Here is a 23,788-nt window from a genome sequence, read left to right on the forward strand (position 1 = left end):
TATGGAATATACCGTCAAAATTGAAGATGTCACATTCGGCTATGGCGATCGCCTGATCCTGCAGAACGTGTCCATGAAGTTCGGCGCCGGCAAGGTCGTCGCGATCATGGGGGGGTCGGGCATGGGCAAGACGACGCTGCTCAAGCTGATCGGCGGCCTGCTGACGCCTCAGGGCGGCAGGGTCGAGGTGACGGGCGAAACGCTCGATCCCTCGAACCAGAAGCGCCTCTACCGCATCCGCCGCCGCATGGGCATGCTCTTCCAGTTCGGTGCGCTTTTCACCGACCTTTCGGTCTTTGACAACGTTGCCTTCCCGATGCGCGAGCAGACGGATCTCGACGAGGAGACCATTCGGGATCTGGTGCTCATGAAGCTCAATGCCGTGGGCCTGAGGGGCGCCGCGCACCTGATGCCCTCCGAGATCTCGGGCGGCATGGCGCGCCGCGTTGCGCTCGCACGTGCGATTGCGCTCGACCCCGCGCTCATCATGTACGACGAGCCGTTCGCGGGCCTTGATCCGATTTCGCTCGGCGTCACCGCCAACCTGATCCGCAAGCTCAACGATGCGCTGCACTCCACGTCTGTCATCGTGACCCACGACGTCGTCGAAACGTTCGAGATCGCCGACTACGTCTACATGATCAATGCGGGCCGCGTGGCGGCCGAGGGCTCTCCCGAGGAGCTGTGCCGTTCCGAGGAGCCGTTCGTCAAGCAGTTCATCAATGCGCTTCCCGACGGTCCCGTCCGCTTCCACTACCCGGCCAACAGCATCGAGGCCTGCTTCGGAGGAGAGGAAAGATGAGAAAGCTCCTCACGGCAATCGGCCGCTTCGTGGTCGGACTCTTCTGCAGGGTCGGCCGATTCGGGATCTTCTCTTGGACGCTTCTGATGCGGCTGGGCGGCGCAAGGCTCAGCCACGTCGTTCAGCAGATCCACTTCATCGGCAACTACTCGCTTCTCATCATTGCGGTTTCGGGCCTCTTCGTGGGCTTCGTGCTCGGCCTTCAGGGCTACTACGTGCTCGTCACCTACGGCAGCGAGCAGGCGCTCGGCACCATGGTCGCGCTCTCCCTTGTGCGAGAGCTCGGCCCCGCCGTGACGGCGCTGCTCTTCGCGGGCCGGGCGGGCACTGCGCTCACCGCTGAAATCGGCCTCATGCGCGCGGGCGAGCAGCTCGCGGCCATGGAGATGATGGGCGTCGACCCGGTCCGCCGCGTCCTCGCCCCCCGATTCATCGGCGCCTTCGTGGCGATGCCCGTGCTGGCAACGATCTTCTCGGCCGTGGGCATCATGGGCGCCTGGTTTGTGGGCGTGGAGATGATCGGCACCGACGGCGGCGCGTTCTGGAGCCAGATGCAGAGCGCAGTCGACGTCTGGCACGACATCGGCAACGGCTTCATCAAGAGCGTGGTCTTCGGCGTTGCCGTCGCGCTCGTCGCACTTTTCAACGGGTATGCCGCCCGTCCGACACCGGAAGGCGTCTCCAGAGCCACGACGAGCACCGTGGTGGTGGCTTCGCTTCTCGTGCTCGGCCTTGACTTCATCATGACGGCGTGGATGTTTACGACCGTGTAAGCGAATGGGGAATTTTTAAAATGGACAAGAATCGCACACTCGAGTTTTACGTCGGGATCTTCGTGTTCCTCGGCTTTGCTGCCATGCTGTTCATGGCACTGCAGGCGGCCAACCTCGGCAGCTTCACGGGCAGCGGCAAGACGATCAGCGTCACGGCCGCCTTCGACAACATCGGCGGCCTCAAGGCCCGCGCCGCAGTGAAGTCTGCGGGCGTCGTGGTGGGCCGCGTGCAGTCCGTCGTTTTCGATCCCGAGTCCTTCCAGGCGAAGGTCACGATGGATCTCGACGCCGCCTATCCCTTCCCGGCCGACTCCTCGGCCAAGATCCTGACTTCGGGTCTTCTCGGCGAACAGTACGTCGGCCTTGAGGCCGGCGCCGACGAGGAGAACCTGAAGAACGGCGATGAAATCCGCCGCACCCAGAGTGCGGTCGTACTCGAAACCCTGATCAGCCAGTTCCTCTACAACACGGCGGAAAAGACCGGAAAGGAATGAAGCACGGGGTCACAAAAATGAAAAACACGAAAATCCTCATTCTTACTCTCAGTGCCTTATCGTTGGGACTGTCGGGCTGCGCGAACGTGCCCCCCGATGCCGGACAGAATCCCGAGGACCCGTACGAGGCATTCAACCGCAACATGCACGCGTTCAACGTGATGGTCGACGATGCGGCGCTCAAGCCCGTCACGAAGGGCTATCGCTGGGTGACGCCGCAGTTCGTCCAGGACGGCGTCTCCAACGCGATCGACAACCTCGGCGAAGTGAACAACACGCTCAACAACGTGCTGCAGGGCAAGGTGGATCAGGGCATCACGTCCGCGTTCCGCTTCATGCTCAATTCCACGATCGGCGTGTTCGGTCTCTTCGACGTGGCGACCTGGGTCGGCATGGAAAGGGCTCCCGAAGACTTCGGCCAGACGCTCGGCGTCTGGGGCGTGCCTGAGGGCCCGTATTTCGAGCTGCCGCTTCTCGGTCCCTCGGGCGGACGCGACATCTTCAAGTGGCCCGTGCAGACCGCCACCAATCCCATCACCTATCTGACGTGGGACGAGTGGGAGTGGAGCACGGCGTATGCGGTCGTCGACGCGGTCGACACCCGCTCCCGCATGATGGACGCAGGTCTTGACGACATGCGCGCCAACGTGGTCGACGAGTACGTTGCGATCCGCGACGCCTACCGTCAGTCGCGCCGCATGGCCGTTGCCGACGGTCAGATCGACGAGGATGCCCAGCTCAACAGTCTGACGCCCTTGAGTTTTGACGACGAGGAGGCCGAGGACGACGCCGGCAAGCCGGCTGAAACGGACAAGGACAAGGAAAAGTAATCATGCAGAGACGTACTTTGGTTCTCGGCGGCGCCTGCGGCCTCGCGCTTGCGGCCATGCCCGCCCTTGCGGCCGAGGCCGTCGATCCCTTCGAGTGGATCGTCGCCCTCAACAACAGCATTCTTGACGAGATCCGCGCGGATCCCAAGCTGCACTCGGGTGATCAGACGGCGCTTCAGGCGCTCGTCGACCGTCGCGTCATGGCGGCCGCGGACTTTGCGATGATGACGCGCATGACGATCGGCCCGAAGTGGCGAAAGGCCACGAAGGAAGAACGCCAACGCCTGATGGACGGCTTCGAGAAGCTGCTCATCCGCGTCTACTCCGGCGCCCTCAAGACCGTGACGGACCACAAGTGCGAACTCCGTCCGACCCGCAACAGGACGATCAAGGACGAGATGGTCATCCGCACCATCCTCAAGTCGACGGGCAATCCTGACATCGGCATCGACTTCCGCATCTACCGCGACAAGGCGGGCGAGTGGAAGATCGTCGACGTCAACGTCGAGGGCATCTGGATGGTCGAGAACTACCGCTCGCAGTTCGCCTCCACCCTCAACACCGAAGGAATTCCCGGTCTGATCAAGCTCCTCGAGGAGAAGGCCGACGGTCTGGTCGATGCCAATGCCCACAAGGTGCAGTAAGCCATGAAGTTCGGAACTGAGAGCATTACCTTCCGCGAGGCTAAGAAGGCCAAGGACGACATTGCCATCGCCGTGCGAAACGGCGACTTCGTGCTCGACTTCGAGGGCGTGCATCGCATCGACAGCACGGTTCTCGCGCTCTCGCTACACATGTTGCGCGAGGCGAAGAAGGCGGGGAGCACGCTCCGCATTCTGTCGGCGCCGAGGGGCTTTGCGGATCTGGTGAAGCTCTACGGGCTTGAGACGCTTCTCATGCCGGCCCTTGAAGAGGTGTGATGGCGGTGCAGGCGGACTGAATGGACGGCGCGGGTTTGAACCCGCGCCTTTTCTTGGGCGCGGAGTCCCTCCCGTCGCCTCCGATACAATTGAAGCCGCAAGCGGATTCTCCGCCGACGCCTGCCCGATTGTGGTAGCGTTCAAAGATCGGGTCCGCGCAGCGAATGAAGACAAACACCCCTACAGACCAAAGAAATTCCAAAATCATGCAACAGCTCAGAATCAACGGAGGCAACCGCCTCGTGGGCGAAGTCCGCGCGTCCGGCGCCAAGAACGCCGCACTTCCCATCCTTGCGGCGGCGCTGCTCACGGCGGATGATCTGGTGCTTCACAACGTGCCGGACCTGGCCGACGTGCGCACGATGCTCAAGCTCCTCGAGGGCATGGGCGTCAAGGTGACGCGGTCGGGCACGGACGTGACGCTCAATGCAGGCAACGTGACGAGCACGAAGGCTCCGTACGAGCTCGTGAAGACGATGCGCGCCTCCGTGCTGACGCTCTGCCCGCTTGCCGCGCGCTTCGGAAGCGCCGAGGTGAGCCTGCCTGGCGGCTGCGCCATCGGCGCCCGCCCCGTGGACCAGCACATCCGCGGCCTGCGCCAGCTTGGCGCGACTGTGGACATCGACCACGGATATGTTCGTGCGACGGCACAGCGCCTCAAGGGCGCGCACATCGTGACCGACATGGTCACGGTGACCGGCACGGAGAATCTGGTGATGGCCGCCGTGCTCGCCGAGGGCGAGACGGTGATCGAAAATGCCGCCCGCGAGCCCGAGGTGGTCGATCTGTGCGACTGCCTCAACGCCATGGGAGCGCACATCACCGGCGCGGGCACGCCTGTGATTAGCATCGAGGGCGTCGAGCGCCTGCACGGCGCCGAGCACACGGTCATCGCCGACCGCATTGAAGCCGGATCCTTCCTCGTCGCAGGCGTGGTGACGCAGGGCGACGTGCTGGTGACCCACTGCCAGCCCTCCCAAATGGAGGTGGTGCTCGACAAGCTCCGCGCCACGGGCGCCGTGCTCGACATCGGCGCCGACTGGGTGCGCGTGCGCATGACGGGCCGTCCGAAGCCCGTTTCCATCCGCACGGTGCCGCATCCCGGCTTTCCCACCGACATGCAGGCGCAGTTCATGACGCTCAACTGCTTTGCCGAAGGGACCGCCAACATCACTGAGACTATCTTCGAGAACCGCTTCATGCACGTGCCGGAGCTCTGCCGCATGGGCGCCCACATCACGATCGAAGGCCATACGGCCATCGTTGAGGGCGTTGCGCAGCTCACGGGCACGACGATCATGGCGACCGATCTGCGCGCCTCCGCCTCGCTCGTCATTGCGGCGCTCGCGGCTCAGGGCTCGAGTACAGTGGACAGGATCTACCATCTGGACCGCGGCTATGAACGCATGGAGGAGAAGCTCCGCGCGCTCGGCGCCGACATTGTCCGCATTGATGTCTGAACTTGAAATAAAGACCTAAGGAGTTTGAGATGAACTGGATTGATGAAGTTAACTTCAACGAAGAGGGCCTCGTGCCCGTCATCGTTCAGGACGTGAAGACCAGCCGCGTTCTGATGCTCGGCTGGGCCAACAGGGAGGCGCTCGAGTCGACCGTCGCCACCGGTCGCGGCGTCTACTTCTCGCGCTCCAGAGGACAGGTCTGGTGCAAGGGCGAGTCGTCCGGCAACCATCAGGTCGTGGTGGGCATGCAGCTCGCCACGGATGGCCAGTCCGTCATCTACCGCGTGGACCCGCAGGGCGGCGTCGCGTCCCATACGGGACATGCGAGCTGCTACTGGCGCGAACTCGTGCCGGGCGGCTGGCGCGAGTGCGAGCCTGTCGTGCGCGCGCCCGAGGACATGTACGAAAAATGACATCCTCCCGGGTGGAAATACTTGAATTTGTAAAGATGCGGGGAAATCCCCCGTTTGCGTCGAAACCTATACCGAAGTAGGTGGCGTGGATGGGTAATTCCCTCCATAATTCAAGCGCTTTGTCTGGCAATGGTAAGCTACGTGTAACCCAGGCCAGTAAAATGCTATGACAGGGTGCGAAATGAGCGCGATCCCGTCTTTTGCCCGGGAACGGCTCTCTTCTTCCAGAGGTTTACATGCAGCTTGACGATTGCTTGTTCTGCCGCATCGCCCGTGGCGAAATTCCGGCAGCCAAAGTTTATGAAGATGATGAAGTACTGGCCTTCAAGGACATCCATCCGAAGGCTCCCGTGCACTTCCTGATCATTCCCAAGAAGCACATTCAGTCTCTGGCTCACGCCGAGCCGGAGGACAACGCTCTTTTGGGTAAAATGCTTGGGTTGACTCGAAAGTTGGCCATGCAGGAAGGTGCCGTCAACGGTTTCCGCGTCATCATCAACACTGGCCGTGACGGCGGTCAGGAAGTCGATCACTTACACATTCATGTTCTGGGCGGTCCTCAGCCTTGGACGAAATAAGGAGTAAAAAATGGGTTCCCTTTCTGTTTGGCACTGGCTGATCGTTCTCGTCATCGTCGTGCTGGTTTTCGGTACCGGTAAGCTCAAGAACATGGGCAAGGACCTTGGCGGCGCCATCAAGGGCTTCAAGGAAGGCATGAAGGAAGGCGACGACGACAAGTCCGACGCGAAGAAGGAAATCGCCCAGGACAAGAACACGGTCGACGTCGAAGCCAAGGATAAGACCAACGCTTCTTGATCCGCACGGCCCTGACGGGCCATGTGGCTTGCCGCACTGACGGCGTGTCTGTCAGTGCTGGCGCTTAAGCTAACGGCCGCGGCAGTCTCAGGGGCTGACCGCGGCTCTTTAGTGAAAGACAGGAATAATCATGTTTGACTTTGGTTTCAGTGAGATGCTGGTGATCGGTGTGATCGCCCTCGTGGTCCTCGGACCAGAGCGTCTCCCCGTGGTCGCACGCACAGCCGGCGAATGGGTCGGAAAGGCCCAGCGCTTTGTCGCCCAGGTGAAGTCGGACATCGACCGCGAAACGGAGCTCTCCGAACTTAAACGCATTCAGGACGAGGCCAAGGCTCTTGCCGACGACGTCAAGTCGACGGTCGAGAAGTCGGCCGCCCAGATTGAAAGCGACGTCAAGTCTGCCGCCGGCGAAGCCAAGGCCGTCGCCGAAAAGACCCAGGACAACCTCAAGGAAATTGAGGAGACTGCGTCCGGCCAGACTACCGTGATGTCCAACGACGAGATCTCGGACTTCTACGGCTGGGGCGACAATTCGGACGGTCCGGCCGCCGAACCCATGTACAAGTGGGAGGAGCCCAAGACCTTCACGAAGCGCTATCATGCGGGTCCGTCGGTTGACGAGCTTGCGCAGGAAATCGCCAAGCTTCGCCGCGAACTCGGTCTTCGCGAAGCCCAGATGGGCGGCAGCAACCGTCGTCTGGCTTCCCGTGCGCGCACGAACCGTCCGCGCATCTACCGATAAAGAACAATCATGGCTGAAAACAACAAACTACTTGAGGCGCCGGACGATCCCGCGAACGAGCAGCCGCTCGTCAGCCACCTGATCGAATTGCGCAACCGCACGGTCAAGGCGTCGATTGCTGTTCTGGTCATCTTCGCCTGCCTCTCGCCCTTCATGAAGCAGATCTTCGACTTCCTGAGCCAGCCGCTCATGGTCGCCCTGCCTCAGGGCGTGAAGCTTCTGGCCACGGGCGTGGTGGCGCCGTTCATGGTGCCGCTCAAGGTGACGCTCTTCGTGGCGTTCCTCATCGCGCTGCCGTACGTGCTCTATCAGCTGTGGGCGTATGTGGCGCCGGCGCTCTACAGGCGCGAGAAGCGCCTCGCGCTTCCGATTCTGGTCTCCTCGATCGTGATGTTCGCCGTGGGCATGGCCTACTGCTACTTCATCGTGTTCCGCATGGTGTTCCAGTTCATCGCAGGCTTCTCGCCCGACAGCGTCAACTTCGCGCCTGACATCGACTCCTACTTCAGCTTTGTGCTGACGATGTTCGTCGCCTTCGGTCTCACGTTTGAAGTGCCGATCGTCGTGATGGTGCTCAATCACGTCGGGCTCGCCAGCTACGAAAAGCTCGTGAAGGCCCGTCCCTTCGTGATCGTCGGCGCCTTCGTGATCGCCGCTATCTTCACGCCGCCCGACGTGCTCTCGCAGCTGCTTCTCGCTCTTCCGCTCGTGATCCTCTTCCAGGCCGGCATCTGGCTCGTGAAGTTCTTCGGAAAGTCGCAGGACGAGATCGACGGCATGCCCAAGGATGATGAGGACGAGGAGTAAGCTTCCGGCTCATGCATGAAAAAAAAGCGCATTCCCAGAGGGATGCGCTTTTTTCTTTGGGCCTTGGATTCGTCAGATCGTGTTGATCGCGGCGGGGCCTGCCTTCTCGCGTTCGCGCGCGTTCTTCGGACGGGCGGTTGGCGTCACGGTCAGCGTGAGGGTCTGCGCGCCTCGCACCACCGTCAGCTCGGCGGGTTCGCCCGGCTTGAGGCGGGCGATGAGCTGCTGGAGGCGGTTGACGCCGAGGATCTCCTCGCCGTTGAGGCTCTTTACGATGTCGAATGCACGAAGGCCCGCCCTGCCTGCGGGGCTCTTGCCGAGCACGTGACTCACCATCACGCCTCGGGTGACGGTGAGACCGAGGTCCATGGCGAATTCACGCGAGAGCTGGCGGGGCACGAAGCCAAGATAGCCGCGTTCAACGGTTTTGCCCTCCATGAGGCTCGGAAGCACGCGGCTGATGATCGAGCTCGGAATCGCAAAGCCGATGCCGATGAAGCCGTCCGACTGCTCGGGCGAAAAGATGGCCGTGTTGATGCCGATGAGCTCGCCCTCGGTGTTGACGAGCGCGCCGCCCGAATTGCCCTGGTTGATGGCGGCGTCCGTCTGGATGAAGTCCTCATAGCTGTTGAGGCCGAGCCCGTGGCGCCCAAGGGCCGAAATGATGCCCGAGGTGACCGTCTGGCCGACGTCGAAGGGGTTCCCGATGGCAAGCACGGACTGGCCGACCTTGAGCTTCGAGGTGTCGCCGAGACCGATGAAGGGCAGGCCGCTCTCGCCGGAAATCTTGATGAGGGCAAGGTCGGTTTCGGGGTCGCTGCCTACCAGCACGGCTTCAGCCTGTCCGCTGTCGGGCAGGCCGACATAGAGTCCCTGGATCGAAGCGACGACGTGGTAGTTCGTGAGCACGAAGCCGTCGGACGAGACGAGGACGCCGCTGCCGAGCGTGTTGAAGTCCTCTTCAGGAAGGCTGTTCCAGTTGGTGCCGATCTGCTCGGCACGCTTTCCCGGGGTGGCATGCCGTGCAAAAATAGTGACGACGGCGGGAGCCGCACGTTCGACGGCGCTGCTGAAGTCGGGAATGTGCACGGCCTCCTGTGCAGGCGCGAACGGACGCCAGTCCGTGACGGTGATCAGACCGACCGCAATGCCCGCCGACACGGTGACGGCTTGTGCAAAAATGAGCCACAGCTTGCGGATCATCGAACGGAACCTCCGAGCGGAAGGCTCAGGAACAGCAAATGGGAGTAGATCATTATGCAGACTCAAGCCCTGATTGAACATTTGAACGCTTATCTTAACGCGGCGTCATTCAAAGACTACGCTCCGAACGGCCTTCAGGTCGAGGGAAAGCCCGAAATTCATCGCATCGTGCTTGGCGTCAGCGCAAGCCAGGCGCTCATCGACCATGCCTGCAGCATGGGGGCGGACTGCATTCTCGTGCACCACGGTTGGTTCTGGAAGGGCGAGCGCTCCGAAGTGGTCGGCATGAAGCAGCGCCGCCTCAAGGCGCTCCTGAAGAACGACATCAATCTCATCGCCTATCACCTGCCTCTTGATGCGCATGAGGAGGTCGGCAACAACGCCGAGATCGCGAGGGTGCTCGGACTCGAGATCGAGCAGAGGGCGGGGAGCCTCGAACTTCTTTGCGTGGGCCGCCCGAAGGACGGTTCCGTGCCCGTCGAGGCTTTCGTCGAGCGCGTCGCCGCTGCGTTCGGGGGCATTCGCGTGCGCGTGGGCGAGGCCGGCGCCGAGGTCCGCCGCGTGGGCTGGTGTTCGGGAGCAGCGCAGGACGAGCTCGTCGAGGCCGCCTCTCTCGGCTGCGACGTCTACATCTCGGGCGAGATCTCCGAGCGCACGACCTACGAGGCAAGGGAGAACGGCATCCTCTACCTCGCCTGCGGCCATCACGCGACCGAAACGCTCGGCATCCGCGCCCTCGGCAGGCATATCAAGAACCTGTGGCCCGAACTCGAGATTTTCTGGTTTGATGACGAAAATCCGGTCTGACCTTCCTGCTTGAAATCCGGTTACATTTCTCCTAATGACTAGGGTGACAGTCGAATATAAAGATGCAAAATCAATACAAGTAGAAAAGAGTGGGCGCTTCCGCTAAAATGAAAAATCCAGTGCTCTTCGATTCTCGAAGAGCGCATCGACAGTGTGTTCAAAGGATAAGATCTTATGATGGTGCTTTACTCGGGCATGACCTGCCCGTTCTCTCACAGCTGCCGCTTCGTGCTTTTCGAAAAGGGCTGCGAGTTCGAGATTCAGGATATTGACATGTTCCAGCCGATCGATGTCAGTTCCCTCAATCCTTACGGTGAAGTGCCGATCCTTCGCGAACGTGAGCTGACGCTTTACCAGGCCGAAGTGATCAACATGTACATCGACGACCGCTTCCCGCATCCGCAGCTGATGCCGCCTGATCCGATGCACCGCGCCCGCGCCCGTCTCTTCCTCTACATTCTCAACCGCGAGATATTCTCCCAGGTCCGCATTCTTGAGAACCGTACTCTGAGCGAAGAGATGCACGACAATGCCCGCCACAAGCTGCACGACCAGCTTTCCGTCATCGGCAGCCGTCTGACGAACGGCGTGTACCTGCTTGGCGAAGAGTTCTCGTTGCTCGACATCATGCTCGCTCCGGTGCTCTGGCGCCTGTCCCACTACGGCATCGAGCTGCCGCGCAGCGCCGCGCCGCTGATGACCTACGGCGAACGCCTCTTCTCGCGCCCTGCCTTCATCGACTCGATGACGCCGTCCGAGCGCGTGATGCGCCGCTGATCGGCTGAGGCAGTGCCGGGAGGCAAAGGCTCCCGGCGCGCCCCGATTCTCAGGGGAACGGCCGCCGGCCCCTAGTGCCGCCGGCCGTTTTGCTTTGATCTCGCACTTCTTTTTGGAGGCATCCTTCAAATGACCACTCAGACGACGGAACCGAGGCCGATGAAGCCGTATCTGATCAATGCGGTTCTCGACTACTGCCGCGATACGGGTACGACGCCCTACGTCATGGTGGCGGTGGATCATGCCTGCCGCGTACCGCAGGAATACGTGCGCGACGGCCGCATCATCTTCGACCTCACGGACGAGGCCGTGAACAGGCTTGCCATTTCGGACACCGAGCTCACCTTTCAGGCCCGCTTCGGTGAGAACAACGAGATCTTCGACGTGCTTGTGCCGCTCAACCGCATCATCGCCGTGACGCCTCTCGAGTGCCAGCAATTCGCCCTTCATTTCGAAGTGACGGAGACGCCCGTCGAGGAGCCCGAGGAGGCGCCTGCACAGCCCGCCCCCGGCGTTCGCCGCCCGATGCGCGTAAAGTGATGCTCGGAAAGCAGGAAATGCTATAATCAAATGCTTTTCAAGCCTCTTTAGCTCAGTTGGTAGAGCAACCGCCTTGTAAGCGGTAGGTCATCTGTTCGAGTCAGATAAGGGGCACCAAATTCGGATCCCGTACCGTCTCAGGCGGTGCGGGATTTCTTTTGCCCAAGGGCCGACACAAGAAAGGCCCCGCCTGTTTGTGCGGAGCCTTGAATCGCGGTCGACCTGACTCAGTCGTCGGCCTTTCGTCCCATCGTCACCCTGTCGTTTCCGCCGTAGTCGCGGACGGTTCGGACCGCTGCTAGACCGACGGAGCGGAAGAGTGCGGCGACGTCGGGGGCCTGGTCCCAGCCGTGCTCGACGAGAAGCCAGCCGCCGTGGCGGAGGTGGCTCATCGCATGGGCTGCGATTTCCTCGAGGCAGGAGAGGCCGTTTCCACTGTCGGTCAGGGCTCCCTGAGGTTCATGACGAAGGGCGGGCAGATGCTCGTCGTCGCTGCGGATGTAGGGGGGATTGCTCACGATGAGATCGTAGCGTGCGCCTTCGGGGACGGCCTCCCACCAGGAGCCTTTGCGGAATTCGACTTCGGCGCCCAGCGCCTCGGCGTTGCCGCGGGCAATGGCGAGAGCCTCTTCGGAGACGTCCGTGGCGGTCACGCGCGCCCCGGGGCACTCCTTGGCGAGCGTCACGGCAATGCAGCCGCTGCCCGTGCCCATGTCGAGGATCTCGGGCTTTTCGGGGGCGACGATCAGGGCCTGCTCAATGAGGACCTCCGTGTCGGGACGCGGAATGAGAACGTTGTGGTCGACCGTGAAGTAACGGCCGAAGAACTCCTGACGGCCGGTAAGGTAGGCGACGGGCACGCCGTCAAGGCGCATGGAAACGTAGACGTCGAACGTCATGAGCGTGGTGTCGGGAAGCTCTTCGTCATCGTGGGCGATCAGATATTCCTTGGGCTTGCCCAGAATGTGGGCGAGAAGGATCATCGCCTCGAAGCGCCCGATCTTGGGGGTCGCTTCGCCGATCAGGGCGCGGATGGTGTTGAGCTTGACTTCGTTCATGACGCGATACGTACTTTGTTAGGCCAGCGCGGCGAGCTGCTCCGCCTGGTGCTGTGTGGTCAGAGCCGTGATGATCTCCTCGAGATCACCGTTCATGATAGCCTCAAGGCGATAGAGCGTGAGGTTGATGCGGTGGTCGGTCACGCGGCCCTGAGGGTAATTGTACGTGCGGATTCTTTCGGAGCGGTCCCCCGAGCCGATCAGGCTCTTGCGCTCGCTCGCCTCCTTGGCCTGCTGCTCGGCCACCTGGGCGGCATGGAGGCGGGAGGCAAGGACGGCCATGGCGCGCGCCTTGTTCTGGGTCTGGCTTCGCTCGTCCTGACACTCGACGACCATGCCCGTGGGCAGGTGGGTGATTCGGACGGCTGAGTCCGTCTTCTGAACGTGCTGGCCGCCGGCGCCCGAGGCACGGAAGACGTCGATGCGAAGGTCGGCTGGGTTGAGGTTCACTTCGCCGATTTCATCAAGCTCGGGCAGAACGGCGACGGTGCATGCGGACGTGTGGACGCGCCCCTGACTTTCGGTTGCAGGCACGCGCTGCACGCGGTGACCGCCGGACTCGAACTTGAGCTTGGAATAGGCGCCCTCGCCGATGATGCGGACAATGACCTCCTTGTAGCCGCCGAGCTCGCTGTCGTTCTTGGAGACGATCTCCGTCTGCCAGCGGTGGTCTTCGGCATAGCGCAGGTACATGCGCAGAAGGTCGCCCGCAAAGAGGGCGGACTCGTCGCCGCCTGTGCCCGCACGGATTTCAAGGAAGATGTTGCGGCTGTCGTTGGGGTCCTTGGGCAGAAGCAGGATCTGAAGCTCGTGCTCGATGACTTCGAGTTTCTTCTGGGCCTCCAGAATCTCCTCCTGAGCGAACGCCTTCATTTCGGGGTCCTCAAGCATTCCCTGAGCAGTGCTGATGTCCATGTCGACGGACTCGAGCTCGAGATGCTTCTTCACGACGGGCTCAATGTCGGCACGCTCCTTCGTGAGTGCGCGAAACTTCGACATGTCGCTGGCGCAGGCAGGGTCGGCGAGCATGCCGTCGATTTCCTCGAGACGGCGGGCAAGCTGGCGGAGTTTGGAACGCATGTTGTCGTTGATCATGATGGCGTTGTCTGTCGATGAAGGCGTGTGGGTCGCAGTCGTGCAGCCGGAGAATTCAGGCCTAAAGAATATCAAAAAAATAAGAGGAACCCGCAGGTTCCTCTTGGTGTGTCAGGGTTGTCCGCCTCAGCGGTCGTGACGGCGGTAGAAGCGGTTGAGCAGGCGCTCCATGAGATCGCGGTCCTCGTCGTCGAGGCCCTCGCCGTTGCGCAGCAGGATCGTCGGATCGTGCGTGAGCTTGTTGGTGAGGCCGTAGGCGAGCATCTGCAGGACCTCCTCGGGGCTGTCGCCGTGATGGAGGTGGCGCAGGGCGCGCGCGAGCTCGGCTTCGGCAAGAAGGTGCGCTCGGTCGCGAAGCGACTGAATGAAGGGGACGGTCTCGCGCTGGCGGAGCCATTCGGCGAAGTCGCTCATGCGCAGGCTGATGATGGTTTCGGCCTGGGTGATGGCGGCCTGTCGGCTTGCCATGCCCTGGTTGACCACCTTGCCGAGGTCGTCGACGGTGTAGACGTACACGTCGTCGAGACGATCGATCTCGGGCTCGACGTCACGGGGAACGGCAAGGTCGACGATGAACATCGGACGGTGCTTGCGTTCATTGATGGCACGCTCGATCATGCCCAGACCGATGATCGGCAGGGCGGAGGCCGTGCAGGAGACGATGATGTCGTAGCCGGCAATCTTCTCGGGCAGGTCGGCAAGACGGATGGCGTCGGCGTGCACGGTGCGTGCGAGAACCTGACCGCGCTCGAGCGTGCGGTTCGCGATCGTGATGGACTTGGGCTGCTGCGCGGCAAAGTGGGCTGCGCAGAGCTCGATCATTTCGCCCGCACCCACGAAGAGGACGCGCTCGTCCTTGAGGCTGCCGAAGAGACGAAGCGCCAGGCGCACAGCGGCGGCCGCGAGACTCACGGAGTTGGCGCCGATGGCGGTGGCGGTGCGGACTTCCTTGGCAACCGTGAAGGTGGACTGGAAAAGATGGTTGAGCATCGTGCCCAGGCCGTGTGCGTCACGGGCCATCTTCTCGGCCTTCTTCATCTGACCGACGATCTGTGTTTCGCCGAGCACCATGGAGTCGAGGCCGGAGGCCACTCGGAAGGTGTGCTTGGCGGCCTCTTCCTGCGTGAACGTATAGATGTGAGGCTCGAGTTCGGAGCGGCTGACGTTCTTGCGTTCGCAGATGAAGCCGAGCACGGAGTCTCTGGCGGCGTCCGTGTCTTCGGCGGCGCAGTAGATTTCGGTGCGGTTGCAGGTGGACAGAATGGCGGCTTCGTGAATGCCGCCCATCTGCGTGCTGGAGAACCGCTCGCGCATGTGGCCGATGGTTTCGGCGATTTCTTCGGGACCAAAGGCTACGCGCTCGCGGACGGAAACCGGAGCGGTAGTATGGTTGAGACCTATAGCAAGAAGATGCATCGCGTCGGGGATGGGAAAGAGGAGCGCAACGAAAAAGTTGCAACAATGTTTAATAATGCGCGAATTATATAGGGCTCAACGTTGTGTATAGCTTAAGAAGGAAGCACTTGCAGGAGGAGCGTCATGCGTGATGAGTGGGCGGATCCCGCGGCGGGTGAACTGGCGCTGGCGGCCAGGCGGGCCCGCGAGGAAGTGAAGCGGCGCGCGCTTTTGAGCGCAGGCGCCGTGCTTGTGCCGCTGCCGGGGCTCGATGTGGCGGTGGATGTCGGCGTGCTGGTGAGCATGATGAACGCCGTCAACCGTGCCTTCTGCCTGAGTCCCGATCAGATCGAGAGGCTCGGCATGGAGGAGCGCGTGGCGGTTTACGAGGCTCTTTCGGGCGTCGGCGCCGTGATGGCGGGCAAATCCGTGACGGGCGTCGCGGCGCTTACAATTGCGAAGCAGCTCGGCAGCCGATGGTGCGCGGGAAAGACCGCCCGCTGGGTGCCGATTGTCGGACAGGGTGCTGCGGCGGCTCTCTCCTACGGCCTCGTCAAGTGGCTCGGAGAGCAGCACGTCCGTGAATGCCTTGCGGTGCGAAGCCGCGTGGCCGCACTCCTGCCTTATGAAAAGGACAGCTTGAAGAAAAACGCACAACAATCATGAGTGAAACGAATGCAATGCAGCCCGCCCGCAGGGGCGCGGCCATGGTTCTCTTTTCCGGTGGCCAGGACTCCACGACGTGCCTTGCATGGGCTCTCTCGCGCTTCGAGAGGGTGGAGACTCTGGGGTTTGACTACGGTCAGCGCCATGCGGTCGAGCTCGAGTGCAGGAAGACCGTGCTCGAGAAGCTCCGCGCCTTCAGGCCCGAATGGGTGCAGAGGCTCGGCGAGGACCACATGCTGGACATGGGGCTTCTCGGCCAGATCAGCGACTGCGCGCTGACGCGCGAACAGGAGCTTCGCTTCATGGAGAACAACATCCCCAACACCTTTGTGCCCGCAAGGAACCTTCTGTTCTTCACGTTTGCGGCCGCGCTCGCTTACAGAAGAGGCATTGAAACGCTCGTGGGCGGCATGTGCGAAACCGACTATTCCGGATATGCCGACTGCCGCGACAACACATTGAAGAGCCTGCAGGTCTCGCTTTCGCTTGGCCTCGATGCGCCGATGGTCATTGAGACACCCCTCATGTGGCTCGACAAGGCTCAGACCTGGATGCTGGCGGAAGCGCTTGGTGGCAGGGAACTGGTCGACTTGATCCGTCTTGACACGCACACCTGCTATCTGGGCGATCATGAGCACGTTCATGAGTGGGGCTACGGCTGCGGAACGTGTCCTGCCTGTCAGCTTCGCGCAAAGGGCTGGGAGCGATATTGCGACCGATGACGGGCTGACAATCGGGGAGGAATCCTTGAGAGAACGGACGTGGCCGGGAGGCGCGTCCGTTTTTGCCGTCCGGGCGGAGGGAAGGGGAAACTGTGGATACAAAAAAAAGCAGGCCGTCTTCACAGTCTGCTTCTTGCAGTATGGTGGCTGGGGACGGAATCGAACCGCCGACACGCGGATTTTCAATCCGCTGCTCTACCAACTGAGCTACCCAGCCATCAGGACAAATTGTCAATCCGCGCCCCACGAAGGTTGTGGTGGCTGGGGACGGAATCGAACCGCCGACACGCGGATTTTCAATCCGCTGCTCTACCAACTGAGCTACCCAGCCGCGCAAATTAGACGACCATTATATGCCCGCCTTTCGAAAAAGGCAATAGTACGGTCGTAAAAGAGGTGGATTGTACCGTAAATTTGGTATGGACGGCGTACTCGCTCGATGCGGGAGGGCAGGCGAAGCGCGTGTGGTGCAGTGGACTGCGCGGATAATCCGGTCCTGAGCGGTTTCCAGAAAGGAAGGTTATGAATCTGAAGAACATGACCAAGTCTGCTGAAGGTACTGTTAAGGATCCGGGCAGGAACCTAAAGCAGAAGAGCGGCTTGAACCGTTCTTTGGCACGCGTTGCGCCCTATGGTATGAGGATGGCCATCCAATGGGCCTTGTTCAAGGCCGACGGACGGCTCATCCTCGTCGATCCGAAGTACACGAGCCAGACTCGTCCCAGGTGCGGATACACGAGTTCAACAAATCGACCTGCGCAGGCGCATTTCGGTTGCCAACTTTGCGGCTGCACTGAAAACGCGGACGTCGCAGGTGCACTCAACGTGCTGAAGAAGAGCCGGACAGGCTCAGTTCGCCCGTCAAGTGAACTTGGCAACAAGTCAGCGGCAGGAACCGTCCTTTTCTTCGCGTCTTGACGCGAATACGAGGAAACCCGGGTATTCACACCCGGAAGGATGTCAAAAAGAAAGTGTTGAGGCGCGTGCCGTTCGGGTAGACTCCGAGAAGGCGGTTCAGCCCGCTCCGACAATTGATCAACGAAGAGATCTTGAAGAACATCATGCTTAAGAAGAGTTTGTTTGTAGCCCTATGTGCGGGCCTTGCCGTCACCGTCTTTGCAGCAACGCCCCAGAGTGTCGAGGATGCGCTCATGCAGACGACCGGCCTCAAGGCGGACGCTGTCCAGAAGTCGCCCGTGCCCGGCATGTGGGAGGTCGTGGTTCAGGACAGGGTGTTCTATGTCGATGATCAGGCGCGCTACGTGCTCTACGGCAGCCTGATCGATACGGTCAAGCAGACGAACCTTACGAATGAACGTCTTCGCGAGCGGTCTCGCGAGCGCTGGAAGGAATGGCCGTTTCAGGATGCTGTCAAACAGGTCTTCGGCAAGGGTGAGCGCGAGGTTGTCGTCTTCTCCGACGCCAACTGCACCTACTGCCGCGCCATGGAGTCGGTCTATGCTCAGGTGGGCAACGTGACGGTCTACACCTTCATCACGCCGATGCTGCGCGGAGAGACGAATGCCCGCGAGATCGTTTGCGCCAAGGATCGCGCCAAGGCCTGGCATGAATGGATGGGCAACAATGTGCGTCCGAACTCCGTTCTGGCGGGTTGCGACACGAGCATGCTGCAGCGCAACCTCGTGCTGGCCAATCGCCTCAACGTGACAGGCGCGCCGACCTTCTTCTTCAAGAGTGGCGACAGGGTGACGGGCGCCATGGCGGCCTCTCAGTTCGAGAAGCTCGTCTCGACGGTGGAATAAGCCTCGAAGTTTTTGACGACAAAAAGGGAGACGTTTCGAACGCCTCCCTTTTTGTCTTTGCGGCCTGCCCTTCGGCGTCAGCGGCGGACCATGATGTCCTCGGGCTTCATGCCGTTGGGTACGAGCACCCAGGAGAATGTGTTGCTCTTCTGGCGGCCAGCAGCCTCGCCGGCCTTGTCGCCGAATCCCCAGAAGTAGTCGAAGCGGATGATGCCGCGAATGGCGCCGCCCGTATCCTGTGCGATGACGGGGCGCACGATCTTCAGAGCGGGGGAGGCCTGAGAGGCGTCGACGATGAAGGGAGTGCCGAGGCGCCAGTAGCGAAGATCGACGGCAACGCTCGCTTCAGGCGTAAGGGGCACGCCCTGAGCACCGAGCGGGCCGAGATCGGGGGAGCCTTTGCGTTCTTCAAAGAAGACGTAGCTGGGATTCTGGGCGAGGGCCTCGTCAACACGAGAAGGATTTTCACGGGCCCAGCGACGGATGCGCTGCATGGAAAGCTCGTGGCTTTTCAGATGGCCTTCGCGGATGAGCCAGGTGCCGATCGAGTGGTACTTGCGGCCGTTCTGGTCGGCAAAGCCCACGCGCATGAAGGTGCCGTCGGGGAGCCTGATGCGGCCCGAGCCCTGAATGTGGAGAAAGAAGGCGTCGACGGGATCGTTCACCCAGGCGATGGCGCGGGGCGCAAGATCCGTGCGTTTCTGAATGGTTGCGCGGTCGTCATAGGGCACGACGCGTCGGCCCTCAAGCTTTCCGCGAAGGCGAAGCTCCTTCAGCTGCGGGTAGAGTTCGGCAAGATCGATGACGAGCAGATCGTCCGGCACGCCGTAGATCGGATGGGTGAAGGGAGCGCTTCGCGTGCGGCTGCCGAGCAGCTCGGGCTCGTAGTAGCCTGTCATCAGGCCCGTATCCTGAACGAGCGTCGCGTCATCATTGGCGACGAAGACCTTCCAGGGCGTGAAGTTCGCAAGGAAGAAGCGCTGGGCGCCGATGGGGTCGGTCGCGAGCGCACTTCGACAGACGTCCTCCCAGACGGGGCCTGCCTGCATGACCTCGCAGGAACGCTGGAAGGCTGCGAGTGCAGGCTCCCAGGTGTGGTCCTGAATCTGAGGCAGGCGGTCAAACGAACTCTCCTCAAAGGCGACCTCGGGATGAGCGGGCGGTGCGGGCTTGACCGGCGGCTCGGGCGTCGTGCAGGCGGCAAGGAGCAGTGCAGCGGCAGGCGCCGCAAGGCGGATGAGTCTGGAGAGCATGTTGAGTCGTCTGGAAAGAGAAGGTGGATCGAGTCGCGTGCGTTGATTCTAGGCGAAAAGATAGGGACGGTTGAAAAAAATGAAAGGTGCGGGACGGGCCCTGAGTCCGACGACGGCTCTCGCTATACAATGAACCCTGTCAACATTCGTCACCCGCATTCCATGCGGAGAAGGAACTTTCAATCATGCGACTTTGCCGAATTGCCCCTTCCATTCTTTCCGCCGACTTCGCCCGTCTCGGGCAGGAGGTGAGCGACGTTGTCGAAGGCGGCGCCGACTGGATCCACTTCGACGTGATGGACAACCACTACGTTCCGAATCTGACCGTTGGCCCGCTCGTGCTCAAGGCAATTCGTCCGTACTCCAAGGTGCCCGTGGACGTGCATCTGATGGTCGAGCCCGTTGACGAGCTCGTGCCCGCCTTCGCGAAGGCAGGCGCCGACATCATCACGTTCCATTGCGAGGCGTCGAGGCATGTCGACCGCACCCTGCAGCTCATCCGTGACCACGGCATGAAGTCCGGTCTCGTCTTTAATCCTGCAACTCCGCTCACTTATCTCGACTATGAGCTCGATCGCATTGACGTGGTGTTGCTCATGAGCGTGAATCCCGGCTTTGGCGGGCAGAGCTTCATCGGCGTGACGCTCGACAAGATCCGTGCCGTGCGTGAAAAGCTCGATCGCTACGAGGCTGAAACGGGCCGTCGCATCGCGCTTGAAGTAGATGGCGGCATCAAGCCTGCCAATATTGCCGAAGTGGCCCTCGCGGGTGCCGACACCTTTGTTGCCGGCTCCGCCGTTTTCGGGGCGGGCAATGCGGCGGGTTATGCCGACGTGATCTCCAGAATGAAGGCTGCCGTTGCGGCGCTGGAGTAAAGAATGCGACTGGTCAAGGCTGTTCTGTTCGATCTGGACGGCACGTTGGTGGACTCTCTTCCTGAGTTGTACCACGGCGTTCACACCGTATTGTCGGACATGGGGCTCAAGGCGCCGTCCCAGGAGGCGGTGGGCGCCATGATCGGCAGGGGGATCCTCGTGCTTGTTCAGCGTCTCTGTGCCGCTCTGGGCATTGCCGTCGAATCCGAGCAGGGACGCGATTTGTTCGATCGTCTTCTCAAGGCATGGAGTGAGTCGGGCGGCAGGCACATGGCTTTCTATCCCGGGGTGATCGAGGGCGTCGAGCAGCTCAAGGACAAGGGCATCAGGGTGGCGCTTGTGACGAACAAGCAGAGAAGCCTCACGGTCGAATTCCTCCAGTCCCGTGGACTGGAGAGTCTCTTTGACACGGTGGTGGCGGGTGATGACTGCCCGAACAACAAGCCTGCTCCCGACATGCTGATTCGAGCCATGACAGAGATGAACGTCTGTGCGTCGGAAACCGTCATGGTGGGCGACAGCCGGAACGATGCGCTGGCGGGCCGTGCGGCGGGGGTTTCGGTGGCTCTGGTTGAGACCGGATACAACGAAGGCGTGAGCATTGCCGACTGGGCCCGCGAGGCGGGATTCACCCGCGTCTATCCGAGCGCAAGAAAGGTGTGCGAGCGGATCGTGGCCTCAGGCAGACTGTAATTTGTTAAAGGCGCGGATCCTGATCGATCCGCGCGGATGAATCCGGAAGGATCGACGTCAGAGAAATGGATCTGAAGAGAATTTTGCTTTGCGGCCTCGTGCTGGCCGCTGCGTCCTTTGCGGCGCACGCTGCCTCTCCCATGGTGGAGATCAACATGTGCTACCAGAAGGCGGGTGATGACGCCGTGAAGATCGGCGCCTGCTTGGAGCAGGAGAGCAAGCTTGTGCAGGCGGAGTACAAGGATGCGGTCGAACGCGTGACGGTTGTCGCGAAAGCCTGGGACAAGCCCAATCGAAACAGGACGCGTTGGGACAAGCTCATGAGGGCCAATCAGGCCTTCGACAACTTCATCAAGCGCGAATGCGACTTCGTGAAGAATACGACCAAGGGAAGCAGTACGCAGGAGAACAATGCGGCGCTTGCCTGCAGGATCAATCTCTACCGCATGCGCACCGACATGCTTGAAAACCGCTACCTGAGTTCGGCAAAGCAATGACGGCGAGCCTGTTTTCTGAAGGCGTCATGCCGGACATGACGTTGCCTGCGGATCCTCTGTGGCATGAACTTGTTGAGGCCTTCATGGCGACGGACAAGGGAAGGCGAGCCGTGGAGCGCGTGGCCGAGGATGTGGCGGCAGGACATCAGGTTTATCCGCCCCGTGTATTCCGTGCCATGGACGAGACGCCGTCGAACGGGGTCAGGGTCGTGATTTTGGGGCAGGACCCCTATCACGGTCCGGGACAGGCCGAAGGGCTTTCCTTTTCCGTGCCCGCAGGCATCAAGGTTCCACCGTCGCTTCGCAACATCAAGAAGGAGTTGCAGAGGGATCTGGGCGTGCCCGTGACTCAGCAGGGATCGCTTCTGTCCTGGGCGCATCAGGGGGTGCTCCTTCTGAATGCCATTCTGACGGTGAGGGGAGGAGAGGCTGCAAGTCACCGCTCCCTGGGCTGGGAGATGCTGACCGACTCGATCATTCAGGCCGTGTCGGAGACGGCACCGCATGCCGTTTTCATGCTTTGGGGCAATTTCGCTCAAGGCAAGCGCGCTCTCATCGATGAGGAGAAGCATCTGGTCCTCTGTGCCAATCATCCGTCTCCGCTTTCAGCGTTGCGGCCGCCCGTGCCTTTCATCGGGTGTGGTCACTTCGGCGCCGCCAATACGTGGCTGGCGGCGCATGGCCTCAAGCCTGTCGATTGGACGATCTGATCCATGCCCGGCCGAATTCGGTCGGGCTTTTGATTTTCAGGGTGCCGGGTTGGGGAAGAGGATTGACGGGAACCTCGATTTCGGCGCTTCGCAGCAGGTGCTCGCGGAAGTAGTGTATGTGCAAGGTTGAGCCCTTGGCCTGAGTAATCATGCGCTCGATGGTGGCGGCGTCGGCTCGAAGGCCGTTCACGGCAATGATTTCATCGCCTGCGAAGAGACCGGCCGCATAGGCGGAACCGCGACTTTCGGCGTAGCGGACGCGAAGCCCGTCAAGCTGAAGGCCGAGGTGCATTCTGGACGCAGGCGTGTTCTTGTCCGCTTCCTCCGACATCCCGAGGGTGGACAGGGCGCAGCGCCATTCGTTCTCCCAAAGGGTGCGGTCCGAGGACGTGACGAGTTTTTTGAAGCGTTCGGCGATGGATGCGACGGGGATGCGTTCAAAGAAGCCGCCGTCAGGAAGGGATCTTGCCTGCGGGTCGGCAAGTGCCTCGTGAAACCAGGTCTTCAGCACTTCATCAAGGGAGAATCCCGCCTTGCGGAGGGCTGCGTCAAGCATGAAGGCGAGGACGGCTCCCTTTCCGTAATAGGAGGCCTGACAGTAGGCACTGTCGGGCGTCTGCTTGTAGAGGTGCGTCCATGCGTTGAAGCTGGCGTCTGACAGGGACTCGACGTGGAAGCCCTCGCGTTCGCGAACACGGTTGAAGCGTGCGGAGGTCAGGGAGAGGAGCTTGTCTTCGTCCAGTACGCCCGCTCTGAAAGGAAGAACGTTCTCGTAATAGGTGGTGAAGCCTTCGAAGACCCAGAGGTCGTGGGTGTGGCATTCGCGCTCGAGCTTGTAGGGCAGGAAGGATGCGGGACGAAGATGCTTCACCAGCCAGGCATGGAAGTATTCGTGAGCGAAGACAGTGAGGAAGTCCTCATAGTCTTTCGGACGGGAGGATTCGCTGGCGCCGGGAAGGGCCAGTGTGTCTGTCTGAAGCACGCAGGAGGCTTCGTGTTCCAGACCTCCATAGAGACGGGGACCGATTTGGATGTGAAACAGATACTGACGGAAGGGGGCGGCGCCCCAGAAGTCGAGGACAGTTTTCAGAATGGCTTGTGCATCCTGCAGGATGAGGTCCTTGTTGAGAGTGGAGGAGCCGGGGCCGGTGAAGACAAGCGTGTGGGGAATGCCGCAGACGGAGAGGTTGAGAATGCAGTGTTCGCCCTTTGCAGACGTGAAGGTGACGGGGGCGTCGAGAAGCTCCTGGGTGCAGGAGGCTGCAAAACTGTGCGTGCCGATGGGTTCAAGACTGCAGTGAGGAACAAAGCGGCAGTCGGAAAAGTCGAGAAGGCAGGGAGCGTCGATGCCTTCGGGGATGAGAAGCACGGCTGCCGGATTGTAGAAGCCGCGGATGTCGTCGAGCCAAGCGTCGTGAATGCCTACAGAATAAGTGAAGGCTTCCCATTCGATGCGAAGGGTGGCGCCGGGTGTCAGACCCGAGACGGTCCAGTGGCACTTGTCCGTCTGGACGAGCGTGCCTGTGTTGGAGCGGGGGCCGCGGATGCGGCCTGCGTAGTCGCGAATGAGATAGCTGCCGCTTGTCCAGGAAGGCATGTGAAGTGTAACGGCGTCTTGCGGCGGCGTCAGCTCGAGCGAGACGCGCAGCAGGTGGGCGTGAGGATCCGGTGTGACTG

29 protein-coding genes and 3 tRNA genes (1 of these 32 running past the window's edge) are annotated in these 23,788 nt (G+C 61.2%); 24 read left to right on the top strand and 8 right to left on the bottom strand.

What is annotated here, in order from left to right; all coding sequences use genetic code 11:
- Nucleotide 1: 1 nt before the first annotated feature.
- The 12 genes from HMPREF9465_RS03995 (at nucleotide 2) to tatC (ending at nucleotide 8,057) form a co-directional block, all read left to right on the top strand.
- Nucleotides 2-802 (top strand): ABC transporter ATP-binding protein, encoded by an 801-nt coding sequence (locus HMPREF9465_RS03995; RefSeq protein WP_005434327.1) that lies wholly within the window; start codon nucleotides 2-4, stop codon nucleotides 800-802.
- On the top strand, nucleotides 799-1,575 hold the full coding sequence (gene mlaE, locus HMPREF9465_RS04000) for a lipid asymmetry maintenance ABC transporter permease subunit MlaE (RefSeq protein WP_005434329.1): 777 nt from the start codon (nucleotides 799-801) through the stop codon (nucleotides 1,573-1,575). Before HMPREF9465_RS03995 ends, mlaE begins: the two co-directional genes overlap by 4 nt.
- Before the next feature lie 20 nt (nucleotides 1,576-1,595).
- On the top strand, nucleotides 1,596-2,069 hold the full coding sequence (mlaD, locus tag HMPREF9465_RS04005; protein WP_005434331.1) for an outer membrane lipid asymmetry maintenance protein MlaD: 474 nt from the start codon (nucleotides 1,596-1,598) through the stop codon (nucleotides 2,067-2,069).
- Nucleotides 2,070-2,155: 86 nt separating this feature from the next.
- Entirely contained in the window at nucleotides 2,156-2,899 is a 744-nt protein-coding gene (locus HMPREF9465_RS04010; protein ID WP_231289335.1) for a VacJ family lipoprotein, read from the top strand.
- Nucleotides 2,900-2,901: 2 nt separating this feature from the next.
- Nucleotides 2,902-3,543, top strand: a complete 642-nt coding sequence (locus HMPREF9465_RS04015; RefSeq protein ID WP_005434334.1) for an MlaC/ttg2D family ABC transporter substrate-binding protein — start codon at nucleotides 2,902-2,904, stop codon at nucleotides 3,541-3,543.
- A 3-nt stretch (nucleotides 3,544-3,546) separates the two neighbouring features.
- Complete coding sequence (locus HMPREF9465_RS04020) at nucleotides 3,547-3,819, top strand: STAS domain-containing protein (protein WP_005434336.1); 273 nt, start codon at nucleotides 3,547-3,549, stop codon at nucleotides 3,817-3,819.
- Between the two features lie 206 nt (nucleotides 3,820-4,025).
- Nucleotides 4,026-5,279, top strand: coding sequence for a UDP-N-acetylglucosamine 1-carboxyvinyltransferase (gene murA / locus HMPREF9465_RS04025; protein ID WP_005434338.1), 1,254 nt, complete (start codon nucleotides 4,026-4,028; stop codon nucleotides 5,277-5,279).
- Between the two features lie 29 nt (nucleotides 5,280-5,308).
- Complete coding sequence (gene hisI / locus HMPREF9465_RS04030) at nucleotides 5,309-5,692, top strand: phosphoribosyl-AMP cyclohydrolase (RefSeq protein ID WP_005434340.1); 384 nt, start codon at nucleotides 5,309-5,311, stop codon at nucleotides 5,690-5,692.
- A gap of 236 nt (nucleotides 5,693-5,928) precedes the next feature.
- The gene (locus HMPREF9465_RS04035) at nucleotides 5,929-6,270 is read left to right on the top strand and encodes a histidine triad nucleotide-binding protein (protein WP_005434342.1); all 342 of its coding nucleotides are present in this window, start codon (nucleotides 5,929-5,931) and stop codon (nucleotides 6,268-6,270) included.
- A 10-nt stretch (nucleotides 6,271-6,280) separates the two neighbouring features.
- Nucleotides 6,281-6,508, top strand: coding sequence for a Sec-independent protein translocase subunit TatA (gene tatA, locus HMPREF9465_RS04040; protein WP_005434343.1), 228 nt, complete (start codon nucleotides 6,281-6,283; stop codon nucleotides 6,506-6,508).
- 130 nt (nucleotides 6,509-6,638) lie between these two features.
- Complete coding sequence (gene tatB, locus HMPREF9465_RS04045; RefSeq protein WP_005434344.1) at nucleotides 6,639-7,250, top strand: Sec-independent protein translocase protein TatB; 612 nt, start codon at nucleotides 6,639-6,641, stop codon at nucleotides 7,248-7,250.
- 9 nt (nucleotides 7,251-7,259) lie between these two features.
- Nucleotides 7,260-8,057: a twin-arginine translocase subunit TatC gene (tatC, locus tag HMPREF9465_RS04050; RefSeq protein ID WP_005434345.1), complete on the top strand. Its 798-nt coding sequence runs from the start codon at nucleotides 7,260-7,262 to the stop codon at nucleotides 8,055-8,057.
- Nucleotides 8,058-8,129: 72 nt separating this feature from the next.
- Here the strand turns inward: tatC and HMPREF9465_RS04055 are convergent, their stop codons facing one another.
- Nucleotides 8,130-9,260, bottom strand: a complete 1,131-nt coding sequence (locus tag HMPREF9465_RS04055) for a S1C family serine protease (protein WP_005434346.1) — start codon at nucleotides 9,258-9,260, stop codon at nucleotides 8,130-8,132.
- Between the two features lie 54 nt (nucleotides 9,261-9,314).
- Between HMPREF9465_RS04055 and HMPREF9465_RS04060 the strand changes: the two genes are divergently transcribed.
- The 4 genes from HMPREF9465_RS04060 to HMPREF9465_RS04075 all read left to right on the top strand — a co-directional run bounded on the left by HMPREF9465_RS04060 (nucleotide 9,315) and on the right by HMPREF9465_RS04075 (nucleotide 11,501).
- On the top strand, nucleotides 9,315-10,067 hold the full coding sequence (locus HMPREF9465_RS04060; protein ID WP_005434347.1) for a Nif3-like dinuclear metal center hexameric protein: 753 nt from the start codon (nucleotides 9,315-9,317) through the stop codon (nucleotides 10,065-10,067).
- Nucleotides 10,068-10,241: 174 nt separating this feature from the next.
- Nucleotides 10,242-10,844, top strand: coding sequence for a glutathione binding-like protein (locus HMPREF9465_RS04065; protein ID WP_005434348.1), 603 nt, complete (start codon nucleotides 10,242-10,244; stop codon nucleotides 10,842-10,844).
- 129 nt (nucleotides 10,845-10,973) lie between these two features.
- On the top strand, nucleotides 10,974-11,384 hold the full coding sequence (locus HMPREF9465_RS04070; protein ID WP_005434349.1) for a ClpXP protease specificity-enhancing factor SspB: 411 nt from the start codon (nucleotides 10,974-10,976) through the stop codon (nucleotides 11,382-11,384).
- Between the two features lie 41 nt (nucleotides 11,385-11,425).
- Nucleotides 11,426-11,501: transfer RNA gene (locus HMPREF9465_RS04075), tRNA-Thr, on the top strand.
- 110 nt (nucleotides 11,502-11,611) lie between these two features.
- Here HMPREF9465_RS04075 and prmC read toward each other — a convergent pair.
- From prmC to hemA, 3 genes are all read right to left on the bottom strand, one after another.
- Nucleotides 11,612-12,442 (bottom strand): peptide chain release factor N(5)-glutamine methyltransferase, encoded by an 831-nt coding sequence (gene prmC, locus HMPREF9465_RS04080; RefSeq protein ID WP_005434350.1) that lies wholly within the window; start codon nucleotides 12,440-12,442, stop codon nucleotides 11,612-11,614.
- Nucleotides 12,443-12,460: 18 nt separating this feature from the next.
- The gene (prfA, locus tag HMPREF9465_RS04085) at nucleotides 12,461-13,534 is read right to left on the bottom strand and encodes a peptide chain release factor 1 (RefSeq protein WP_196793849.1); all 1,074 of its coding nucleotides are present in this window, start codon (nucleotides 13,532-13,534) and stop codon (nucleotides 12,461-12,463) included.
- A 129-nt stretch (nucleotides 13,535-13,663) separates the two neighbouring features.
- A complete protein-coding gene (gene hemA / locus HMPREF9465_RS04090) occupies nucleotides 13,664-14,953 on the bottom strand; it encodes a glutamyl-tRNA reductase (RefSeq protein WP_005434353.1) in 1,290 nt (429 codons plus the stop codon).
- A 123-nt stretch (nucleotides 14,954-15,076) separates the two neighbouring features.
- Here hemA and HMPREF9465_RS04095 point away from each other — a divergent pair, with 123 nt between their 5' ends.
- Both HMPREF9465_RS04095 and queC read left to right on the top strand, forming a co-directional pair.
- Nucleotides 15,077-15,598, top strand: coding sequence for a hypothetical protein (locus tag HMPREF9465_RS04095; protein WP_005434355.1), 522 nt, complete (start codon nucleotides 15,077-15,079; stop codon nucleotides 15,596-15,598).
- Nucleotides 15,595-16,320, top strand: a complete 726-nt coding sequence (gene queC / locus HMPREF9465_RS04100; RefSeq protein WP_005434356.1) for a 7-cyano-7-deazaguanine synthase QueC — start codon at nucleotides 15,595-15,597, stop codon at nucleotides 16,318-16,320. The genes HMPREF9465_RS04095 and queC overlap by 4 nt, the downstream gene beginning before the upstream one ends.
- A gap of 141 nt (nucleotides 16,321-16,461) precedes the next feature.
- On the opposite strand, the gene HMPREF9465_RS04105 is transcribed toward queC, so the two are convergent.
- Together HMPREF9465_RS04105 and HMPREF9465_RS04110 are read right to left on the bottom strand one after the other, a co-directional pair.
- Nucleotides 16,462-16,537: transfer RNA gene (locus HMPREF9465_RS04105), tRNA-Phe, on the bottom strand.
- Between the two features lie 38 nt (nucleotides 16,538-16,575).
- A tRNA-Phe gene (locus tag HMPREF9465_RS04110) sits at nucleotides 16,576-16,651 on the bottom strand.
- 191 nt (nucleotides 16,652-16,842) lie between these two features.
- Between HMPREF9465_RS04110 and HMPREF9465_RS04115 the strand changes: the two genes are divergently transcribed.
- Nucleotides 16,843-17,238, top strand: a complete 396-nt coding sequence (locus HMPREF9465_RS04115; protein WP_005434358.1) for a zinc ribbon domain-containing protein — start codon at nucleotides 16,843-16,845, stop codon at nucleotides 17,236-17,238.
- 143 nt (nucleotides 17,239-17,381) lie between these two features.
- Nucleotides 17,382-18,083, top strand: coding sequence for a DsbC family protein (locus tag HMPREF9465_RS04120; RefSeq protein WP_005434360.1), 702 nt, complete (start codon nucleotides 17,382-17,384; stop codon nucleotides 18,081-18,083).
- Nucleotides 18,084-18,160: 77 nt separating this feature from the next.
- On the opposite strand, the gene HMPREF9465_RS04125 is transcribed toward HMPREF9465_RS04120, so the two are convergent.
- Nucleotides 18,161-19,336 (bottom strand): murein transglycosylase A, encoded by a 1,176-nt coding sequence (locus HMPREF9465_RS04125; protein WP_005434362.1) that lies wholly within the window; start codon nucleotides 19,334-19,336, stop codon nucleotides 18,161-18,163.
- 185 nt (nucleotides 19,337-19,521) lie between these two features.
- Here HMPREF9465_RS04125 and rpe point away from each other — a divergent pair, with 185 nt between their 5' ends.
- The 4 genes from rpe (at nucleotide 19,522) to HMPREF9465_RS04145 (ending at nucleotide 22,111) form a co-directional block, all read left to right on the top strand.
- The gene (gene rpe, locus HMPREF9465_RS04130; protein WP_005434365.1) at nucleotides 19,522-20,211 is read left to right on the top strand and encodes a ribulose-phosphate 3-epimerase; all 690 of its coding nucleotides are present in this window, start codon (nucleotides 19,522-19,524) and stop codon (nucleotides 20,209-20,211) included.
- A 3-nt stretch (nucleotides 20,212-20,214) separates the two neighbouring features.
- Nucleotides 20,215-20,904 (top strand): HAD-IIIA family hydrolase, encoded by a 690-nt coding sequence (locus HMPREF9465_RS04135; protein ID WP_005434369.1) that lies wholly within the window; start codon nucleotides 20,215-20,217, stop codon nucleotides 20,902-20,904.
- A gap of 65 nt (nucleotides 20,905-20,969) precedes the next feature.
- Nucleotides 20,970-21,401 (top strand): lysozyme inhibitor LprI family protein, encoded by a 432-nt coding sequence (locus HMPREF9465_RS04140; RefSeq protein WP_005434371.1) that lies wholly within the window; start codon nucleotides 20,970-20,972, stop codon nucleotides 21,399-21,401.
- Nucleotides 21,398-22,111: a uracil-DNA glycosylase gene (locus tag HMPREF9465_RS04145; protein WP_005434373.1), complete on the top strand. Its 714-nt coding sequence runs from the start codon at nucleotides 21,398-21,400 to the stop codon at nucleotides 22,109-22,111. The genes HMPREF9465_RS04140 and HMPREF9465_RS04145 overlap by 4 nt, the downstream gene beginning before the upstream one ends.
- Here HMPREF9465_RS04145 and HMPREF9465_RS04150 read toward each other — a convergent pair.
- Nucleotides 22,086-23,788 carry the 3' portion of a M61 family metallopeptidase gene (locus HMPREF9465_RS04150; protein ID WP_005434375.1) on the bottom strand. Its footprint extends 13 nt past the window's final position, so only the last 1,703 of its 1,716 coding nucleotides appear in the window; its start codon lies beyond the right edge, outside the window — the gene reads right to left on this strand; its stop codon occupies nucleotides 22,086-22,088. The genes HMPREF9465_RS04145 and HMPREF9465_RS04150 overlap by 26 nt on opposite strands.

It is taken from the genome of Sutterella wadsworthensis 2_1_59BFAA, assembly GCF_000297775.1.
Taxonomy (GTDB): domain Bacteria; phylum Pseudomonadota; class Gammaproteobacteria; order Burkholderiales; family Burkholderiaceae_F; genus Sutterella; species Sutterella wadsworthensis_A.

Excerpts from the sequence above, each read along its gene's own strand:
- mlaD (WP_005434331.1), top strand. The coding sequence starts at position 1,596 with ATGGACAAGAATCGCACACTCGAGTTTTACGTCGGGATCTTCGTGTTC.
- prmC (WP_005434350.1), bottom strand. The coding sequence starts at position 12,442 with ATGAACGAAGTCAAGCTCAACACCATCCGCGCCCTGATCGGCGAAGCG.
- tatA (WP_005434343.1), top strand. The coding sequence starts at position 6,281 with ATGGGTTCCCTTTCTGTTTGGCACTGGCTGATCGTTCTCGTCATCGTC.
- HMPREF9465_RS04115 (WP_005434358.1), top strand. The coding sequence starts at position 16,843 with ATGAATCTGAAGAACATGACCAAGTCTGCTGAAGGTACTGTTAAGGAT.
- mlaE (WP_005434329.1), top strand. The coding sequence starts at position 799 with ATGAGAAAGCTCCTCACGGCAATCGGCCGCTTCGTGGTCGGACTCTTC.
- HMPREF9465_RS04135 (WP_005434369.1), top strand. The coding sequence starts at position 20,215 with ATGCGACTGGTCAAGGCTGTTCTGTTCGATCTGGACGGCACGTTGGTG.
- hisI (WP_005434340.1), top strand. The coding sequence starts at position 5,309 with ATGAACTGGATTGATGAAGTTAACTTCAACGAAGAGGGCCTCGTGCCC.
- HMPREF9465_RS04020 (WP_005434336.1), top strand. The coding sequence starts at position 3,547 with ATGAAGTTCGGAACTGAGAGCATTACCTTCCGCGAGGCTAAGAAGGCC.
- HMPREF9465_RS04055 (WP_005434346.1), bottom strand. The coding sequence starts at position 9,260 with ATGATCCGCAAGCTGTGGCTCATTTTTGCACAAGCCGTCACCGTGTCG.
- rpe (WP_005434365.1), top strand. The coding sequence starts at position 19,522 with ATGCGACTTTGCCGAATTGCCCCTTCCATTCTTTCCGCCGACTTCGCC.
- tatC (WP_005434345.1), top strand. The coding sequence starts at position 7,260 with ATGGCTGAAAACAACAAACTACTTGAGGCGCCGGACGATCCCGCGAAC.
- HMPREF9465_RS04145 (WP_005434373.1), top strand. The coding sequence starts at position 21,398 with ATGACGGCGAGCCTGTTTTCTGAAGGCGTCATGCCGGACATGACGTTG.
- HMPREF9465_RS04060 (WP_005434347.1), top strand. The coding sequence starts at position 9,315 with ATGCAGACTCAAGCCCTGATTGAACATTTGAACGCTTATCTTAACGCG.
- HMPREF9465_RS04095 (WP_005434355.1), top strand. The coding sequence starts at position 15,077 with ATGCGTGATGAGTGGGCGGATCCCGCGGCGGGTGAACTGGCGCTGGCG.
- HMPREF9465_RS04125 (WP_005434362.1), bottom strand. The coding sequence starts at position 19,336 with ATGCTCTCCAGACTCATCCGCCTTGCGGCGCCTGCCGCTGCACTGCTC.
- HMPREF9465_RS04035 (WP_005434342.1), top strand. The coding sequence starts at position 5,929 with ATGCAGCTTGACGATTGCTTGTTCTGCCGCATCGCCCGTGGCGAAATT.
- HMPREF9465_RS04140 (WP_005434371.1), top strand. The coding sequence starts at position 20,970 with ATGGATCTGAAGAGAATTTTGCTTTGCGGCCTCGTGCTGGCCGCTGCG.
- hemA (WP_005434353.1), bottom strand. The coding sequence starts at position 14,953 with ATGCATCTTCTTGCTATAGGTCTCAACCATACTACCGCTCCGGTTTCC.
- tatB (WP_005434344.1), top strand. The coding sequence starts at position 6,639 with ATGTTTGACTTTGGTTTCAGTGAGATGCTGGTGATCGGTGTGATCGCC.
- HMPREF9465_RS03995 (WP_005434327.1), top strand. The coding sequence starts at position 2 with ATGGAATATACCGTCAAAATTGAAGATGTCACATTCGGCTATGGCGAT.
- murA (WP_005434338.1), top strand. The coding sequence starts at position 4,026 with ATGCAACAGCTCAGAATCAACGGAGGCAACCGCCTCGTGGGCGAAGTC.
- HMPREF9465_RS04065 (WP_005434348.1), top strand. The coding sequence starts at position 10,242 with ATGATGGTGCTTTACTCGGGCATGACCTGCCCGTTCTCTCACAGCTGC.
- HMPREF9465_RS04120 (WP_005434360.1), top strand. The coding sequence starts at position 17,382 with ATGCTTAAGAAGAGTTTGTTTGTAGCCCTATGTGCGGGCCTTGCCGTC.
- HMPREF9465_RS04015 (WP_005434334.1), top strand. The coding sequence starts at position 2,902 with ATGCAGAGACGTACTTTGGTTCTCGGCGGCGCCTGCGGCCTCGCGCTT.
- queC (WP_005434356.1), top strand. The coding sequence starts at position 15,595 with ATGAGTGAAACGAATGCAATGCAGCCCGCCCGCAGGGGCGCGGCCATG.
- HMPREF9465_RS04070 (WP_005434349.1), top strand. The coding sequence starts at position 10,974 with ATGACCACTCAGACGACGGAACCGAGGCCGATGAAGCCGTATCTGATC.